Source organism: Leyella lascolaii, from assembly GCF_900079775.1.
Lineage (GTDB): Bacteria > Bacteroidota > Bacteroidia > Bacteroidales > Bacteroidaceae > Prevotella > Prevotella lascolaii.
The window spans coordinates 359,157-377,366 of record NZ_LT556036.1 but is presented as its reverse complement, the minus strand read 5'-3'; the positions used below and the strand labels follow the sequence as shown (position 1 = coordinate 377,366).

The 18,210-nt window shown below is 47.1% G+C and carries 15 protein-coding genes and 1 pseudogene; all 16 read left to right on the top strand.

What is annotated here, in order from left to right; genetic code table 11:
- The first annotated feature begins 203 nt into the window (after positions 1 to 203).
- Complete coding sequence (locus BN4609_RS04890; protein WP_306455816.1) at positions 204 to 1,235, top strand: hypothetical protein; 1,032 nt, start codon at positions 204 to 206, stop codon at positions 1,233 to 1,235.
- Positions 1,236 to 1,274: 39 nt separating this feature from the next.
- Positions 1,275 to 1,889, top strand: a complete 615-nt coding sequence (gene traK / locus BN4609_RS04885; RefSeq protein WP_068855509.1) for a conjugative transposon protein TraK — start codon at positions 1,275 to 1,277, stop codon at positions 1,887 to 1,889.
- A gap of 53 nt (positions 1,890 to 1,942) precedes the next feature.
- Entirely contained in the window at positions 1,943 to 2,284 is a 342-nt protein-coding gene (locus BN4609_RS04880) for a hypothetical protein (RefSeq protein ID WP_018665849.1), read from the top strand.
- A complete protein-coding gene (gene traM / locus BN4609_RS04875; RefSeq protein ID WP_068855508.1) occupies positions 2,262 to 3,503 on the top strand; it encodes a conjugative transposon protein TraM in 1,242 nt (413 codons plus the stop codon). Before BN4609_RS04880 ends, traM begins: the two co-directional genes overlap by 23 nt.
- Positions 3,504 to 3,533: 30 nt before the next feature.
- Positions 3,534 to 4,379: a conjugative transposon protein TraN gene (gene traN, locus BN4609_RS04870; protein ID WP_068855507.1), complete on the top strand. Its 846-nt coding sequence runs from the start codon at positions 3,534 to 3,536 to the stop codon at positions 4,377 to 4,379.
- 71 nt (positions 4,380 to 4,450) lie between these two features.
- The gene (locus tag BN4609_RS04865; RefSeq protein ID WP_438501682.1) at positions 4,451 to 4,927 is read left to right on the top strand and encodes a hypothetical protein; all 477 of its coding nucleotides are present in this window, start codon (positions 4,451 to 4,453) and stop codon (positions 4,925 to 4,927) included.
- Between the two features lie 75 nt (positions 4,928 to 5,002).
- Positions 5,003 to 5,683 (top strand): Lcl C-terminal domain-containing protein, encoded by a 681-nt coding sequence (locus tag BN4609_RS04860; protein ID WP_068855505.1) that lies wholly within the window; start codon positions 5,003 to 5,005, stop codon positions 5,681 to 5,683.
- 54 nt (positions 5,684 to 5,737) lie between these two features.
- Complete coding sequence (locus BN4609_RS04855; protein WP_068855504.1) at positions 5,738 to 7,924, top strand: type IV secretory system conjugative DNA transfer family protein; 2,187 nt, start codon at positions 5,738 to 5,740, stop codon at positions 7,922 to 7,924.
- 26 nt (positions 7,925 to 7,950) lie between these two features.
- Positions 7,951 to 9,171: a tyrosine-type recombinase/integrase gene (locus BN4609_RS04850; RefSeq protein WP_068855503.1), complete on the top strand. Its 1,221-nt coding sequence runs from the start codon at positions 7,951 to 7,953 to the stop codon at positions 9,169 to 9,171.
- Positions 9,172 to 10,318: 1,147 nt separating this feature from the next.
- Positions 10,319 to 10,867: a UpxY family transcription antiterminator gene (locus tag BN4609_RS04840; protein WP_122982643.1), complete on the top strand. Its 549-nt coding sequence runs from the start codon at positions 10,319 to 10,321 to the stop codon at positions 10,865 to 10,867.
- Between the two features lie 468 nt (positions 10,868 to 11,335).
- Positions 11,336 to 12,427, top strand: a complete 1,092-nt coding sequence (locus BN4609_RS04830; RefSeq protein ID WP_068855500.1) for an MraY family glycosyltransferase — start codon at positions 11,336 to 11,338, stop codon at positions 12,425 to 12,427.
- Between the two features lie 45 nt (positions 12,428 to 12,472).
- The gene (locus BN4609_RS04825; RefSeq protein ID WP_068855499.1) at positions 12,473 to 13,294 is read left to right on the top strand and encodes a polysaccharide biosynthesis/export family protein; all 822 of its coding nucleotides are present in this window, start codon (positions 12,473 to 12,475) and stop codon (positions 13,292 to 13,294) included.
- A gap of 35 nt (positions 13,295 to 13,329) precedes the next feature.
- Positions 13,330 to 15,720 (top strand): GumC family protein, encoded by a 2,391-nt coding sequence (locus BN4609_RS04820; protein ID WP_068855498.1) that lies wholly within the window; start codon positions 13,330 to 13,332, stop codon positions 15,718 to 15,720.
- A 13-nt stretch (positions 15,721 to 15,733) separates the two neighbouring features.
- Complete coding sequence (locus BN4609_RS04815) at positions 15,734 to 16,408, top strand: tyrosine-protein phosphatase (RefSeq protein WP_068855497.1); 675 nt, start codon at positions 15,734 to 15,736, stop codon at positions 16,406 to 16,408.
- 114 nt (positions 16,409 to 16,522) lie between these two features.
- On the top strand, positions 16,523 to 16,855 hold the full coding sequence (locus tag BN4609_RS04810; RefSeq protein WP_068855496.1) for a hypothetical protein: 333 nt from the start codon (positions 16,523 to 16,525) through the stop codon (positions 16,853 to 16,855).
- Positions 16,842 to 17,156 (top strand): annotated as a pseudogene (locus BN4609_RS17230) (HD domain-containing protein); the annotation flags it as partial. The gene BN4609_RS04810 and the pseudogene BN4609_RS17230, both read left to right, overlap by 14 nt.
- Positions 17,157 to 18,210 lie beyond the last annotated feature (1,054 nt).

The window sequence follows — 18,210 nt, the reverse complement described above, 5'->3', positions numbered from 1 at the left end:
TGTTAATATATTCTTTTATCACTGATTATCAAGCATTTAGCTTGCGATGCAAAGATAATACAACGAGGGACAAAAACGAGACAAAAGTGGGTAAACAATCCGCTAATTTAGGAAAGAATAACGAACCAATCCAAAATCGGCTTTCATTCCTAATAGACTGTAAATCAGTGATATTACATCACCTTACTATCCTTTCATTTCCGATGGTTAGACCCGCTTGGGATAATTGGTGGATTCTCCAAATGTGCATGGCATTGGCCGCCTTGTTCGCCATCATCATGGCAGCGGGCATGGCTTACAAGATGATGGTGAAGAAAGAACCGTTGGACGTGATGAAACTGTTCAAACCGTTGGCGGTGGCAGTCATCATGTCGTGGTGGTATCCACCTGCCGATACGGGCATTACCAATAGTGGGAGCAGTTGGTGCGTGTTGGACTTCCTCTCCTACATTCCCAATGCCATCGGTTCGTACACCCACGACCTCTATCAAGCGGAAGCCTTACAGATAACGGACAAATTCGAGGAAGTGCAGCAACTCATTTACGTGCGTGATACCATGTACACCAGCCTGCAGGCACAAGCCGACATTGCCCGTTCCGGCACAATGGATCCGGCATTGGTGGAATCGACGATGGAACAGACCGGTGTGGACGAAGTGACGGAAATGGAGAAAGATGCCAGCCGGTTGTGGTTCACCTCTTTGGTAAGCGGGGCGACCGTCTGCTTGGATAAAATCGTGATGGTAATCGCCTTGATTGTGTACCGAATCGGTTGGTGGGTGACCATATACTGTCAGCAAATCCTGCTGGGTATGCTGACGATATTCGGACCGATACAGTGGGCATTCTCGCTGTTGCCCAAATGGGAAGGTGCCTGGGCCAAATGGATGACAAGGTATCTGACGGTGCATTTCTATGGCGCAATGTTATACTTCGTGGGCTTTTATGTGCTGCTTCTGTTTGACATCGTATTGTGCATCCAGGTAGAGAACCTGACGGCGATAACCGCCAGCGAACAGACGATGGCTGCATATTTGCAGAACTCATTCTTCTCGGCAGGCTACCTGATGGCGGCCAGCATCGTGGCGTTGAAATGCCTGAACCTCGTACCAGACCTTGCGGCATGGATGATACCGGAAGGTGACACGGCATTCAGCACGAGAAACTTCGGTGAGGGCGTGGCGCAACAGGCGAAAATGTCGGCTACCGGGGCTATGCACTCGTTGATGAGATAAAAGATACACAAATGAGTAACGATTATAACGGTTAGGATTATGGTCATAAAAAACCTGGAGAACAAAATCAAATTAGTGGGGATTGTCTGCGTGGCGGTCATCGTAGGATGCGTGGTTATCAGTATGTCGAGCATCTGGACGGCACGGGGCATGGTGGCAGACGCACAACAAAAAATCTATGTACTGGACGGTAATGTGCCGATATTGGTGCAACGCACCTCGATGGAAGAAACACTTGATGTTGAAGCCCGTAGTCATGTCGAAATGTTCCACCACTACTTCTTTACCCTTGCACCGGACGACAAGTATATCCAGTACACTATGGAGAAGGCGATGTATTTGGTGGACGAAACCGGATTGGCGCAGTACAATACCTTGAAAGAAAAAGGATTTTACAACAATATCATGGGTACAAGTGCGGTGTTCAGCATCTTTTGTGACAGTATCAAGTTTGACAAGGAAAAGATGGAGTTTACCTATTACGGCCGGCAACGTATTGAACGGCGCACCAGCATTCTGATGCGCGAACTGGTTACGGCCGGGCAACTGAAACGTGTACCCCGGACAGACAACAACCCGCATGGGCTGCTGATTGTGAATTGGCGTACTTTGCTCAACAAAGACATTGAGCAACGGACGAAGAACAACTACTAAATGAAGAATGAAGAGTTAAGAATGAAGGATTTAAACACTGAAATAATCAAGCTATGGGATGGAAGAAACTGATTTTCGGGGAGAAGATGCCGGACAAGGATGACCCGAAGTATGAGAAACGGTATAAGAAGGAAGTGGAAGCAGGAAAGAAAGCCGCCCGTTTTCTGCGGATAGACAAGATGGCAGGGTGTGCGCAACGATTTGCCTGCAAGCATCCGAGATGGTTTCTCGGTATCGTGTTCGGCATCGTGTTGGGATGCCTCGCACTCAATGTGTGCAGGGTGGTATCAATATGCACCATGCCTGACAATGGCAAGCAAGCCACAGCCACCGAGCGGCAGGAGATTCTTTTGAAACAAAAACAACCTACGCATGATGATAACAGACAGGATTAATTTCAGACAGCCGAAGTATGTGCTGCCGGCCATCCTCTATCCGCTGCTGTTGGTAACGGGGTATTTGGTGATGGATATTTTCGATACAGAAGTGGCAGAGACGCCTTCCGCCTTGCAAACCACCGAGTACCTGAACCCGGAATTGCCGGAAGCTCAGATGCGCGATGACGGCATAGGCGGCAAGTATGAGAGCATGGTCAAGTCCTACGGCCGGATACAAGACTATTCCGCCGTAGAAAACATTGAACGGAACAACAATGAAACAGAGAAAGAAGATTACGATTCCCGCTATAGCGATGAAGACCTTGCCCTGCTCGATTCGGAAGCAGCCGCAAGGTCGGAGGAACTGGAACACCTGCGTGAGATGCAGGAACGCCTGCGGCAAAGTGCCGAGAGAGGCGAAGCGATGGTGGCGGATTCCACCGGGGTGCAACCGTTGAGCGAGGAAGAACGCCTTGCGCGAAGTGAGCAGCGACGCAAAGAGGCTTTGGCCGAGTTGGACAAGGTACTGGCAGAAGCCAGAAAGCAAGGGCAAAAAGGATTGCAGGACGTGGACAGCACGGACGCGGAGAGCCTTGCCCCCACCGGCAGTGTCGCCATAGGCGGCAAGGTGGAAATTATTGAACAGGCCGTGAACGAGCTTGCCGAGAATGCAGAGAGCGAGCAGGTGGTGAAAAAGGTGAAGACTTCTTCGGATTACTTTAACACCTTGGCCGAAAACGAGCCTGAACCCCGATTGATAAAAGCCATCATCGATGAGAACATCAAAGCCGTGGAAGGCTCGCGGGTGCGGTTGCGCCTGTTGGACGATGTGGAGATAGACGGCAAGGTGGTGCCGAAAGGCTCGTACCTGTATGCCACGATGAGCGGCTTCGGCAGCCAGCGCGTGAAAGGTAGCATCAAGAGCCTGTTGGTGGAGGATGAACTGGTAAAAGTGAATCTGTCGCTCTACGACACGGACGGGCTGGAAGGACTTTATGTGCCGAGCAGTTCCTTCCGTGAAACCACACAAGATGTGGCCTCCAATGCCCTCGGCAGCACGATGAGCATCAACAACGGCTCTACCGGGAACACTTTCGCTCAATGGGGGATGCAAGCCATACAGAACGCCTACCAGCGCACGAGCAATGCTTTGTCGAAGGCTGTCCGCAAGAACAAGGCGAAACTTAAATACGGCACGTTCGTCTATTTGGTGAACGGCAGGGAGAAAAGGAACTGACATACGATGTAACAAATAAACAAACTAAAAATGAAACTGATAGCAAAAGTGATGCTGCTTGTTGCCACATGGATTACCGCAATCTCGGCACAGGCCCAGCAAACCTACAACGAAATGGAACAACTGACGGTGAACGAGCAGGTGACGACCGTCATCACCGCCACCGAGCCCATCCGCTTTGTGGATATTTCCACTGACAAGATAGTGGGCGACCAGCCCATTAACAATACCATCCGCCTGAAACCGAAAGAGGCCGGGCATGAAGACGGCGAGGTGCTGGCCATCGTCACCATCGTGACGGAACGCTACCGTACCCAATACGCCTTGCTCTACACCACCCGGATGCAGGAAGCCGTAACGGACAAGGAGGTGCAGCCCATGGAAATGACTGCCTACCGTAACCCGGCGGTGTCGCTCTCCACCGAGGACATGTACCGCTTTGCCCGGCAGGTGTGGCTGTCGCCTGCCCGCTACCGCAACGTGAACCGCAGGCAACACCGCATGACCATGCGCCTGAACAACATCTATGCCGTGGGCGACTACTTCTTCCTTGACTTCTCCATCGAGAACAGGACGAATATCCGCTTTGACATCGACGAAATCCGTGTCAAATTGGCGGACAAGAAGGTGTCGAAAGCCACCAACTCACAAGTTATCGAACTGGAGCCGGAGATGAAATTGGAGCAACGTAGTTCGTTCCAACATGGTTACCGCAATGTGCTGGTCATAAGGAAAATAACTTTTCCCAATGACAAGGTGCTGACCATCGAGGTGAGCGAGAAACAGATTTCGGGGCGTACCATTGCTTTGAACATCGACTATGAGGACGTGCTTTGCGCGGATAGTTTTAATGAGGCTTTATTACAGGAGGAATAGAGGAAATGAAGAATGTAGAATTAAAAATGAAGAATTTGGCTGTGCCAAAGGGCTTAGTCATATTGGCATTCATGTTAGTAGCCACTTTGCCGGGTTTTGCCGATGACCGGCAAGGACGCATCCAAATCGGTACAGGCCTGCTGTATGAGAGAGGGCTGGACTTGACGGTGGGTTACGAGTATGAAACGAACTACCACCATGCGTGGGAGTTCTTCGGGAATGTCTATCTGAAATGGGACGAATGTGAGGATTGCAAGCATGTTTGCCCCGAATCTTTCTGGAACCACTACAACACTTGGGGCGTGGGAGCGGCCTACAAGCCCTGCGTGTTCCGCAGCCGTAACCATCATGGCAATTTGCGGTTGGGCGGGTCGCTGGGTTCGGACAGGAACAAGGTGCTGGGCGGCATCCATGTGGGGTACGAACACAACTATGCGCTTCGCAAGGGCTGGAAACTGTTTTGGCAAGCCAAGTGCGACTTGATGATAAAAGGGGAAGATTTGTTTCGGACAGGTATTGTCATCGGCGTGAAGATACCCACGAAATAAGAGATTGGCACACAGATAACACAGATTAAACAGATTCTCGCAGAATGGAGTATTCATCTATATATATTATAAGGTATGCAAACGAGAACGATTAAAACAAGAATAGCGTGTGTGGCGGTCGTGGCCATGTTGGGTGTTGGCTTGACCGGTTGCGACGGGCATCACGACCCGTTGGACACCTCCATGAAAGTAGGACATATACTTTGCACGGACGGCAAGACACGAAGCCACGAAGATTATGTGGCTTCCGGCAAGGAGGCGATAGCTGTGGTGTTCCATGTGAACCGCAATGAAGAAATGAGTGGCACTGGCTATGCGGTCTATCTGCATGACCTTCCTCCGGAAGCCTTTGCTGACAGTTTGGGCATTTCGCAAGGAACGTCTGCTGACTTGACGGCTTACGATGGGAACGAGAATACCTTTGCCCTGTATGACACAGACGATGTTTCTTCACCTATGGCCATGCAGGTATTCGATATGTGGCGGTACGGACAGAGTGCCTACGTGCCTTCGGTGGCGCAAATGCGGCTGCTTTATGCTGCCAAGGCATCTATCAATCCTTACATCAAGTCTTGCGGTGGTGAACCACTGCCCGATGATGCCGATGAATGTTGGTACTGGACGAGTACGGAAGTAGAAGGACAAGAAACCGCCAAAGCATGGCTGTTCTCGATGGGGAGCGGTGCCATACAGGAAACACCCAAACTGCAAGGGCATAAGGTGCGGGCGATAGTCACTTTGTATAATGAAGAATGAAGAACGAAGAATTATTGCACGTTTGTAAATTGGACCCAAATATAGAAAGGAAACATGGAAGAAAGTAAGGAACTGCAAGGGGCTTATAAGATATTTCGGACGGTGGTGTATGTGTCGGTGTTGGTGGAGTTCTTCATGTACGCCATCGACCCGGCAGTGCTCGACCACTGGAACGGTATCGTGTGCGATGTGCATGACCGCATGAAGACATGGCTTATCTACCACGACGGAAATCTCGTTTACAGCAAGGTGGCAACCGTCCTGCTGATTTGCATTACCTGCGTGGGTACGCGTAACAAGAAACATTTGGAGTTCAATGCCCGGAGGCAGGTGCTATACCCGTTGGTGAGCGGCATCGGTTTTTTGGTGCTGTCTGTTTGGCTTTACAATCATCCGATGGAACTGCGTGTTTATTCCCTACGTTTGAATGTCATCTTCTATATGGCGACATCCGTAATGGGTACTATCCTTGTCCATGTGGCACTCGATAATATCTCCAAGTTCTTGAAAGAAGGTTTGCTGAAAGACCGTTTCAACTTGGAAAATGAAAGTTTCGAGCAATGCACGGAGTTGGTGGAGAACAAGTATTCGGTGAATGTACCCATGCGCTATTATTACAAAGGCAAATTCCGCAAGGGATGGGTGAATATCGTCAATCCTTTCAGAGGAACATGGGTGGTCGGCACTCCGGGTAGCGGAAAGACCTTTTCCATCATCGAACCATTTATCCGACAGCACTCCGCAAAAGGCTTTGCCTTAGTAGTTTACGATTATAAGTTCCCCACTTTGGCGACCAAGCTGTATTACCATTACAAGAAGAACCAGAAGCTGGGGAAACTACCAAAGGGCTGCAAGTTCAACATCATCAACTTTGTGAACGTGGAATACAGCCGGAGGGTGAACCCGATACAGGCAAAGTACATCCCCAACCTCGCTGCTGCCAGCGAAACGGCGGAAACGCTATTGGAATCTTTACAGAAAGGCAAGAAAGAGGGAGGAGGAGGCAGCGACCAATTCTTTCAGACCTCGGCGGTCAACTTTCTTGCCGCTTGTATCTACTTTTTCGTGAACTACGAGCGGGAGCCTTACGACAAGGACGGGAATAAACTGTATGCGGAAAAAGTGCAGGACAAGGAAACCAAATTCTGGAAGCCCACTGGCGTAGTGCGTGACCGCAAGGGCGGCAACATCGTGGAACCGGCCTATTGGTTGGGCAAGTATTCCGACATGCCGCATATTCTTTCCTTTTTGAACGAGAGTTATCAAACCATCTTTGAGGTGTTGCAGACCGACAATGAGGTTGCCCCGCTGCTCGGCCCGTTCCAGACGGCTTTCCAGAACAAGGCGATGGAGCAGTTGGAGGGTATGATAGGCACGTTGCGTGTCTATACTTCCCGATTGGCCACCAAGGAATCTTATTGGATATTCCATAAGGACGGGGACGACTTCGACCTGAAGGTGAGCGACCCGAAAAACCCCAGCTACCTGCTGATAGCCAACGACCCGGAAATGGAAAGCATCATCGGAGCATTGAACGCCCTTATCCTGAATCGACTGGTAACCCGTGTGAATACCGGGCAGGGCAAGAACGTGCCCGTGAGCATCATCGTGGACGAGCTGCCCACGCTGTATTTCCACAAGATAGACCGTCTGATAGGTACGGCGCGAAGCAACAAGGTGAGCGTGGCGTTGGGATTCCAAGAGTTGCCGCAGTTGGAGGCAGACTACGGGAAGGTAGGTATGCAGAAGATTATCACTACAGTAGGTAATGTCGTATCTGGTTCTGCCCGATCCAAGGAAACCTTGGAATGGCTGAGCAACGACATCTTCGGCAAGGTCGTGCAACTGAAAAGAGGCGTGACCATTGACCGGGATAAGACCAGCATCAACCTGAACGAAAACATGGACAATCTCGTGCCCGCCTCGAAAATTAGCGACCTGCCTACAGGATGGATATGCGGGCAAGTCGCCCGTGACTTCGTGAAGACCAAGACCGGCATGGGCGGAAGCATGAACATACAGGAAGCCGAGGAGTTCAAGACCTCGAAATTCTTCTGCAAGACGGATTTCGATATGGAGGAAATCAGGCAGGAGGAAGCCGGGTATGTGCCGCTGCCTAAATTCTATACTTTCCCCTCGAAAGAGGAAAGGGAACGTATCTTGTACAAGAACTTCGTTCAGGTGGGGATGGATGTGAAGGAGATGATTAAAGACGTGGTGAACCGCCGCGGGGCGAAATGATACTTCAACAATAAAATATCAATGTTATGACAACATCAGTAAAAGCTAAATTCAGGCCCTCGCGGGTAAAAGGGAAAACAGGAGCCGTCTATTTCCAAGTGATCCATGACCGTATGGCACGGCAAATCAGCACAGGTTACAAACTTTTCCCCGAAGAATGGAAAGATGGAGAAGTGGCACTCCCTGAACAAAATCCGGAACGCAGTTGCTATTTGGCGGAAATAGCACAGAACCTGCAGAATATGAGGAAGCGAATCGAAGCGATTATCCACCGTTTGGACGAGTCGGGCAAGCTATATTCTACGGACGAAGTGGTGGCGGCTTACCAGTTGCCTAATGATGACGAACACTGCCTTTGCGCGTTTTCCCACAAACTGGTGGAACATCTAAAACGCACGGGAAAGCACCGCCTTGCCGAGACCTACACTTCATCCGTGAACAGTTTCCTGCGTTTCCGTGGTGAACAAGGCGACATCCTTCTGGATGAAATAGATGAAGAACTGATTAAAGAATATGAATATTACCTGCTTGAAGATTGCGGATTGTGCAGGAATACCTCTTCGTTTTACAACCGTAACCTGCGGGCCATCTACAACCGCGCCGTGAAAAAGAAACTTACCATAGACCGACACCCTTTTGCGGAAGTCTATACCGGCGTGGACAAGACCACCAAGCGGGCCATCCCCATCCGGACCGTCAAAGAAATCAAGGACTTGGATTTGAGCAGGGATGCCGAAATGGCGTTTGCCCGCGACCTCTACCTGATGAGCTTCGACCTGAGAGGCATCTCGTTCGTGGACTTGGCCATGCTGGAAACCGGCCAATTGAAAAATGGCTACTTGACCTATTCCCGTCAAAAGACCCGGCAGAAACTCGAAATCAAATGGGAGAAACAGATGCAGGAGATAGTTGACCGCCATCACGTGGAGGGCTCCCGCTATCTATTGCCAATCCTAAGCGAAGAAAGGGGCGACATACGGAGGCAATACCTGAATGCCCTGCACCGGATGAACGTCCAGCTGAAAAAGATTGGCAAACTCGTAAACTGCCCCATTCCGCTGACAACCTACACGGCGAGACATTGCTGGGCCAGTGCTGCCTATCGGCTGAACATACCCACCACGTCCATCAGCCAGGCATTGGGGCATGATTCGGAAAAGACCACACGCATCTACTTGAACTCATTGGATAACCAGGTGATTGATGATGCGAACCTGACTGTCATTCGCGCAGTCTATGCACGATAACCTACAGATTAAACAGATAAGTTAGATTGGCATAGATTTGTCCTATCTATCTTTCGGACTGCTGATTTTGCTGACAATTTCCCTGCGCACCCACCGGCTAATCATGTTTGATGGATGCGCCAAACTGTTATTGCCTACCTTGAATGGAAAAAGGTAAAGAGGAATAGGAAATGACGATTTCAGCAAATCAAGACATCGTACACAGAATTTATGCAAGATGAGATATAAAGAAGAGTATTTTTTTGCAGATGGAGAAGGAATTTTTGTTGAGTAAAATGAGCTATCTCTCTTTAAGAGATGGATTTATGCGGTGCAAAGATACAAAAAATACTATGAAATCCATAATGTGCCAAATAAAATGTGTTCAAGCTATCTCAATTTTTATGTATCTGCTTGGCAAATGTAAGCAATTTGTTGAGCAACGGTCGCTTTTTTAATCTGTAAATAGCTGATATTCAAAATTGATATCCATCGGACACATCTCTTAAAGAGAGATGTACCGAATTCGGCATCACGTACTGGTTTTAGGGTTTTAAGCCACAGTACGTCTATCCTGGAACAGGATAGCTAGAGGATAAGAAACCACTTGTGGTAGAAGTTTTCGGAAGATTGGGCTTAATATGCCAAGGGGGTATTAAAATCCTTGAATTGTTGAGCAAATCTAACCATCTCTTAGCAAGAGATATACGCAGGTGCAAAGGTATAAAAAATATCAAATAAAACAGTAAGAATGAGCAAAAAAGATTCATTTGACACCTATTTTGATGTTTGACAGAACTTGTTTTTGTCTAACAGATGTTGAGTGATGGATAATTGTGGATTTCTTTTCTGTACTGATTTACAACACCTTAATGCTTGTGATTTCAAAGGATATATCTCTTGCTAAGAGATGTACCGCATTGGAGTTGAAATGCAAACTCCACTAAATGATAAACTGACTAAGCCTGAATAGGCAAAGTATGAATAATGTGGAAATGGGTGAAACACCCGAACTTTTTGAGAAAGCATATATAACTGCTTGTGTTTCAGTAAATCGCAAACACTTGCAGGACTCAGAGAATTGCCCTTCGCTCAACAGGCGGTTGATAATCGTCGCCTGACAATTTCTTTTCTTGTGAAAAGTAACCAATATAATAAGGTAGGGTTTATGGATGTAACGCAGCTTACGACAGATGAAAGGCAGTGGTTCGTGATGCGCGACCTCAAACGGAGAAACGCCAAACAACCTGCCTACCTGATGTTCAAGGACAAGGGGATAGAGTTCTTTACCCCGATGGTGCATAAGCTGCTTACCATTCATGGGAAAAGAGAAGACCGGGAAGTACCTTTCATGCAAGACTTGCTTTTCGTCAAGGAAACAAAGGAAAAACTCGACATTATAGTTGAAGCCATCCCCACGCTGCAATACCGCTACAAGTTAGGTGTACAGCACACCCCCATTGTAGTAAGGAACACAGACATGGAACGCTTTATCAAGGCTGTGGAAGCCACAGAAAATCCAAAATATTACCGACCGGAGGAAATAACCCCGGATATGCTGAACCGCAAGATACGTATCATCGGAGGACAACTGGATGGCTATATTGGAACCTTGGTGACTACACGGGGTTCCAAAACAAAACGGCTCTTGGTGGAACTGCCCATGTTGTTGGCAGCGGCAGTGGAAGTCAATACGGAGTATATCCAGCTCATATAAATATTTAGAAAGGAATGACATGAATTCATCGGTGGTTGAATTGATTGAATTGATAAATGGTCATATACCCGACATCTTGTTCATGGAGGCAAGTAACTTGTCGCAAATCTACCTTTACCGTACAGATGACTATTGGGTGGCATTCGAACGGTCTGCGTTTCTCCTTTGCCGTGCCTATGCCGATTCTATTATTACTCCGATGAAAGTAGCCAATGCACCGACGCCCATTGTCATGGCAAGTGTAAAAGTTAAGAATATCTTGTAGGCAACACATAATTTGCATTGCTTAAGACATACTGAAAAATTGCGGATTTGTGACGCGAGAATTTTTTCTTGCAACAACGCTTCATTCTGTAGATGGCATAACCGGAAAGTAAAGAATATCGTCGACTTTTTATCACGGGAAAAACGTATAGAATTTTAATTGTTTCATTCCCCCCCTATAGCCAGACAATCATTATTTTATTTATGAACTATGTGTTTTTGTTGACAGCCTGGTTATTGGCATTGGTACTTGGGATGGCAATCGTTCCCAAAATCCTGCTGATTTCCTACAAGAAACGCTTGTTCGACATACCGGACGGGCGCAAAGTGCATACCATACCCGTTCCCCGGCTTGGCGGGTTGTCTTTTTTCCCGGTGATACTTATCACCATGTGCCTTATGCTTGGCATACGCTATTATTTGGGTTATCCCATCGAGAACCTTTCGCCCTATGTCGTGCTCTACGAGTTCCTGTTCTTTGCGGTGGGCATTACGATGCTTTACCTGACGGGCGTGACGGATGACCTTATCGGGGTCGGCTACCGTTACAAGTTCCTCGTGCAGATTGCCGCCGCCCTGTTGCTGGTATGGTCGGGCGAATGGTTCAATTCGTTGGGAGGGCTGTTCGGCATATACGACCTGCCTGTATATATCGGTGTACCCGTCACCCTGTTCGTCGTGGTTTACATCACTAATGCCATCAACCTGATAGACGGCATTGACGGGCTGGCTTCGGGGTTATGTTGCATTGCGCTTGTTGTGTTGGGAATGATGTGCACTTTGCAGGGAGAATACATCTTCGCCATGCTTGCCTTTACCACCTTCGGCGTCATCATGCCGTTCTGGTTTTACAATGTGTTCGGCAATGCCAAGCGAGGCCACAAGCTATTCATGGGCGATGCCGGGAGCCTTACTTTAGGCTATATCATCAGCCTGCTGGTCATCCACCTGAGCCGCATCGACATGAGCGAAGGCGAGACGGGGCAAGTCAATCTGGTATTGGCCTTTTCGACACTCATCGTGCCGCTGTTTGACGTGGTAAGAGTGGTGATGCACCGTGTACGAGAAGGTAAGAACCCATTCATGCCGGACAAGAACCATTTCCACCACAAGTTGCTACGGACAGGGATGCGCCCCCGCATGGTAATGGTTACTATCTTGTGTGTAGCCCTATCCATTATTGGAATCAACTGGGCATTGGCTGGCTTATTAAATATTACGCTGCTATTGATACTGGATATTGTCCTGTGGACTTTGATGCAGTTAGGTATCAACAGAGCTATTAAGCGGGCATAAGCGCATGGCGGGGCATTTGGTATTGAAATGAAAAATAGTGATAGAATGAAGATATACAAGACAGTATGCGCGTTGTTCCTTTTAATCATCGGGACAATGTTTTTGAGTTCCTGCGGCTCGTCGAAGCAGGTGGTTTATTTCCAAGACCTGAAGCCGGGGGAGAGTGAAGTGAGATTACCGGAGGTGCAGGCGATAACCGTGCAGCCGGAGGACAAGATTTCGATTATCGTCAACAGCCGCGACCCACAGTTGACGGACTTGTTCAATCTGCCGTATGTGACAAGACAACTTGGACAATCTTTGCGGACGAATTATTCAACTACAACCAATTCTGGTATTTCTGGCTATACAGTAGATGCCAACGGGGAGATTGATTTTCCCGTGTTGGGCAAAATCTATGTGATGGGAAAGAAACGTGAGGAAATAGCATCCTATATCAAAAATGAGCTGATTCGTGAGAACTTGGTGAAAGACCCTGTTGTCACCGTGGAATTTATGAACCTGTGCATTTCGGTATTAGGTGAGGTGAACACCCCAGGACGTTTCAGCATTGATCGTGACCGTCTGACTGTCCTTGATGCGTTAAGCATGGCGGGAGACCTGACCATTTACGGTAACAGAAACAAGGTGATGGTATTGCGACAGGAAGATGGGGTGCAACGGGTGTACGGCATTGACCTCACTTCAGGGGAGCACGTCTATACATCTCCGGCCTACTACCTGCAACAGAACGACGTGGTGTACGTGGAACCTAATGCAGTGAAAGCACGGCAGTCCACCGTGAACGGAAACAACGTGCGTTCCACCTCGTTCTGGATTTCATTGGCATCGCTGCTGACTTCGGTGGCTATCCTCATTTTCAATTAGGTTTAAGTATTAGTGACAAGTGATTAAGTAGAAGCATGGCAACTCAAAACAATCCAACAAGACCCAAGCAAGCGGATGATTTCATCCGTATCCAAGACCTTTTTTACCTGTGCCTCGGCAAATGGTATTGGTTTGTCATTTCCTTGGCCGTGACCATCGGTGTGGCGGTCATTTACCTGCTGACCACTCCCCCTGTATATACCCGTTCTGCCTCACTGCTCATCAAGGAGGACAGCAAGGGGAATTCGATAAGTGACGCTGCCGGGGTACTGAGCGATATAGACCTATTTCAAACCAGCACCAATGTCAACAATGAGATGCAATCCCTACAGTCGCCTGCGGTGATGCTTGACGTGGTGAAACGACTACACCTCGACATCAGTTATTATATGGACGGCGGTTTTTATAAGAAAGTGTTGTACGGCCAAGTCTGCCCCTACATGGTATCTTTCAATGACCTGCGGGACAATGAAAGCATCGCCTTTACCATCAATCCCACAAAGAATGGCCAAGTAAAATTAAGCGATTTCTCACACGACGGTGAAGATATTGACGGTGAAGTTACTTCCATGTTGAACGACACGGTTGACACACCGGTAGGCAAACTTTTTATAAAGTCAATAAATGATTCCTTAAACTATGAGGCTCCAGTTTTCGTGTCACGCATTGGCTATCAAGATGCCACAGAAAACTACGCTTCCAATCTGTCGGTTTCCCTTAATGATGAGAAGTCAACAGTCATCAACTTGTCTTTCAAAGATGTGTGCATTCAACGTGCAGAAGACGTGTTAAACACGGTCATCGCCATTTATAACGAGAATTGGATAAAGGACAAAAACCAGATTGCCGTCAGCACGTCGCAGTTTATCAACGAACGCCTCGGTGTTATTGAACAAGAATTAGGCAACGTGGACGAAAATATCTCCTCTTACAAGAGTGAGCACCTTCTGCCCGATGTGCAGGCAGCAGCCAGCATGTACATGGCGCAGAGCAGCGAGACCAATACGCAAATCCTTGCCTTGAATACTCAACTATCAATGGCACGGTATATCCGTAACTACCTTACCAACGCTACCAGTGAAAACCAGTTGCTCCCGGCTAATTCGGGTATTGAAAGCACAGGCATCGAACAGCAGATTGCCAATTACAACACCGCCCAGCTGCGCCGCAACGACCTTGTAGCCAACAGTAGTGAAAAGAATCCGTTGGTGGTAGATATGGACCAATCGTTAGAGAACATGCGCCATGCCATCATCACTTCAATAGACAACCATATCACCACACTCAATACCCAGTTGCGCTCTCTTCAGCAGAGCGAGCAACAGACCACCGCACGGATTGCCGCCAATCCTACACAGGGAAAATACCTTCTCTCGGTGGAACGCCAGCAAAAAGTGAAAGAAGCACTTTACCTGTTCCTGTTGCAGAAGCGTGAGGAAAACGAACTTTCCCAGGCGTTCACTGCCTACAACACCCGCGTCATCACCCCGCCTTCGGGCAGCATGATACCCACCGCTCCGGTCAAGAAGAACATTGCCTTGGTTGCGATAGCCCTCGGCCTGCTTATCCCAGTGGTCATCATATTTATCCGTGAGAATATGAACACCAAGGTACGCGGGCGCAAGGACTTGGAGTCGCTCTCGCTGCCATTCGCTGGGGAAATCCCGTTGGCGGCAAGCGGAAAGAAAAAAAGCGAGACCGCCAAGTCGATTGTCATCACACAGGGCAACCGAGATATAATCAACGAAGCGTTCCGCGTGTTGCGTACCAACTTGGAGTTCATGCTCGATGTCAAGACCGACGGCAAGGCAAGCGTTACGTTGTTCACTTCGTTCAACCCGGGCAGCGGCAAGACGTTCCTGACAATGAACACGGCAGCCACTATCGCACTGAAGGGCAAGCGGGTACTGGTCATCGACGGAGACTTGCGACACGGCTCAGCATCGGCCTATCTGGGTTCGCTTTATAAAGGACTGAGCGACTACTTGGGCAAACGGGAGAAAAGTTTGAACGACTTGATACAGGAAAATCCCGATTGTCCGGGCTTCTTCCTGCTGCCCGCCGGTACCATTCCTCCCAACCCAACCGAGTTGCTGGCCGAACCGTTATTCAAGGAAACAATTGAGCAATTGCGGGGGTATTACGACTATATCTTCATCGACTGTCCACCCATCGACATCGTGGCCGACACGCAAATCATAGAGAAATTAGCCGATCGCACCATCTTTGTAGTACGTGCCGGATTGTTGGAGCGTGACATGCTTCCCGAACTGCAACGTATGTACGACGGGAAGCGTTTCAAAAACATGACACTCCTGCTGAACGGTACGGAAGGTGGCGGTAACCGTTACGGTTACCGTTATGGGTATAGATACGGGTACAAGTACGGATACGGTAGCAAAAGTTACTACGGCTCGGCAAAATGAAGATTGAGGAACAATGTGGCCATTCCGAAAGAAACAGACGTTGGAAGAAAGTGGTTTTTTCCGTGATTTTACGGACTGGCACAGCCATATCCTACCAGGCGTGGACGACGGTGTGCAAACGATGGAAGAAGCTCTGCAAATCCTCGCCGAATACGAGCGATTAGGTATTAAAGAGGTGTGGCTCACACCGCATATCATGGAGGACATACCCAACACAACCTGTCACCTGCGCAATCGTTTTGCCGAACTACAAGTTGCATACAGTGGACATGTCACCCTGCACCTTGCAGCCGAGAACATGCTTGACAAACTCTTTGAGGAACGATTGGAACAGAACGATCTACTGCCATTAGGAAAAGACGGAAAACATCTGTTGGTAGAAACGAGCTACTTCAATCCTCCAATGGGATTGCAAAACATTCTGCTCCGCATCAAATCCAAAGGCTACTACCCCATATTAGCGCATCCCGAGCGGTATATATACATGGAAGATGATGACTACAAACGGTTGAAATCTACGAACATAAAGTTCCAGCTCAACTTGTTCTCGCTTCATGGATTATACGGCAAGGGCGTTCAGAAGAAAGCCTATAAGTTGAAAAAAGTAGGAATGTACGATTACAGTGGGTCAGACCTCCATAGTCTGGAAACATTAAAAACTGTGTTGCAAAAAAAGATACAAACGTAGAGATCAGAATAAAAAAAGCTGCATAGCCCTGAGAAAATGACGGAGTTATCCTTGCAGATATACGATGTCAGAACGCAAGTATTGATAAAAATTTGATACATAAAATATATTGAAATGTATAAAACGATAGAAATAACAGAGATAATAGGTTCGGTTTACGTAGAAGGATATAAAATAGATTCAATCTCTATCTCAAATTTCAGAGCCATCATGAATAGGGTAAGCGAAACCGACCAATTCATCTCGGTGAGATTATCGCTTCAAGCAACGAATAGGGCATTGGCACTGGCAAATCAAAATACAGTTTCTGGGATGAGCATAATTAAGCTGTCTAAAAATAGTCAAATCCAGAACCGTTTTATACGTGAATTTTACAAACTGGACTTTGATACCCGCTCAATCCTATCTCGAATCATAAGAGAATTTATTCAAGATGGAAAAATATAAAACTTTCCTTGATACGGTACATGGTTATATTACGGTGCCGGAGAGTTTCTGTAGTTCATTTATAGACACTCCAAATTTTCAGCGTCTGAGACGTATAGAGCAATTATCTTCAAGGTCGTTATTCCCGTGTGCACGCCATGATCGCTTTGTCCATTCACTTGGTGTGTATCAAATAGGCAAGAAGTTCGTTGAAGCTATAAAGGGAAATAACCCTGAGTTGGTGTTGAGTGAAACTTTAGAAACGACCTTTTTGATAGCTTGTTTATTGCATGATGTTGGTCATTCACCGTTTTCTCACACGCTGGAAGAGCATTTTGGAACTCCCGGAAAACTCTTCAGCATCTATAAAAAAGCACTTTTTGAAAGACAGGAAGATAACGGATTAAATGCGATAGACCTTGAAAATACAGATGTAAAACAACACGAAATCATTTCGGCTCTTCTTTGCATTACAACTTATTACGAATCAATCATAAAATTAAATGGCGACCCTACTCTTGTTGGCAGAATGATAATGGGGTTCAAATATGGAACTCCAGAGAAATCATTGGAAGATTGTTTCATATCATTGTTGCATGGAGATGTAATTGATGCGGACAAGTTTGACTATATCTGCAGAGACAGTTGGGCGTCTGGTTATCAGAGCAACTCTGTTGATGTAGAACGTATTATTCGTTCAATCATATTATACAAGTATGAAGGTAAGTGGCAAATAGCCTATTCCAAAAGTGCATTGTATGAAATTCGCGCTTTGATAGAAAATAAGAATTTTCAGCAAAATTGGATTTTCAAGCATCACCAAGTTGTATATGAGCAAAAAATCTTTAAGGATTCTATAAAGAAATTGGTTGAATGTTTACAACCTGATGGAAAATTGAAGAGGGAACAACTCTTCAACTATGAATCTTTTTATAGGGAGGTAGAAGTTTGTTGTGGCATGAAAGTATATATGTTGTCTGATGATGACATCATACATCTAATGAAAATACACAAGAATCAAATACCGACCTTTGACGAATGGATGTCACGCCGATATAAGTACATTCCATTGTGGAAGACGTATTCCGAAATGGTTGCCATGTTGGGCAAGGAAATTAGTGATAGGGTTATGACTGATACTGGAGCGATATATGATGCGATAGTAAATCGGATTAGAGATTCGTATCAAGTTGATGTTTTTAATTGTGAAAGTACGCCTTCTATCAAATATATTAAAAAAGATCAAGTCTATATCTATTTCAATAAAGACAGAATTGTTGACTTTACCCAATTAGGAATGCCTGAAATGCATAATGATTACAAAGACCGTACTTTCAAATATATATTCATCGAGAAAAAACTGTTCTCGGAAGAAC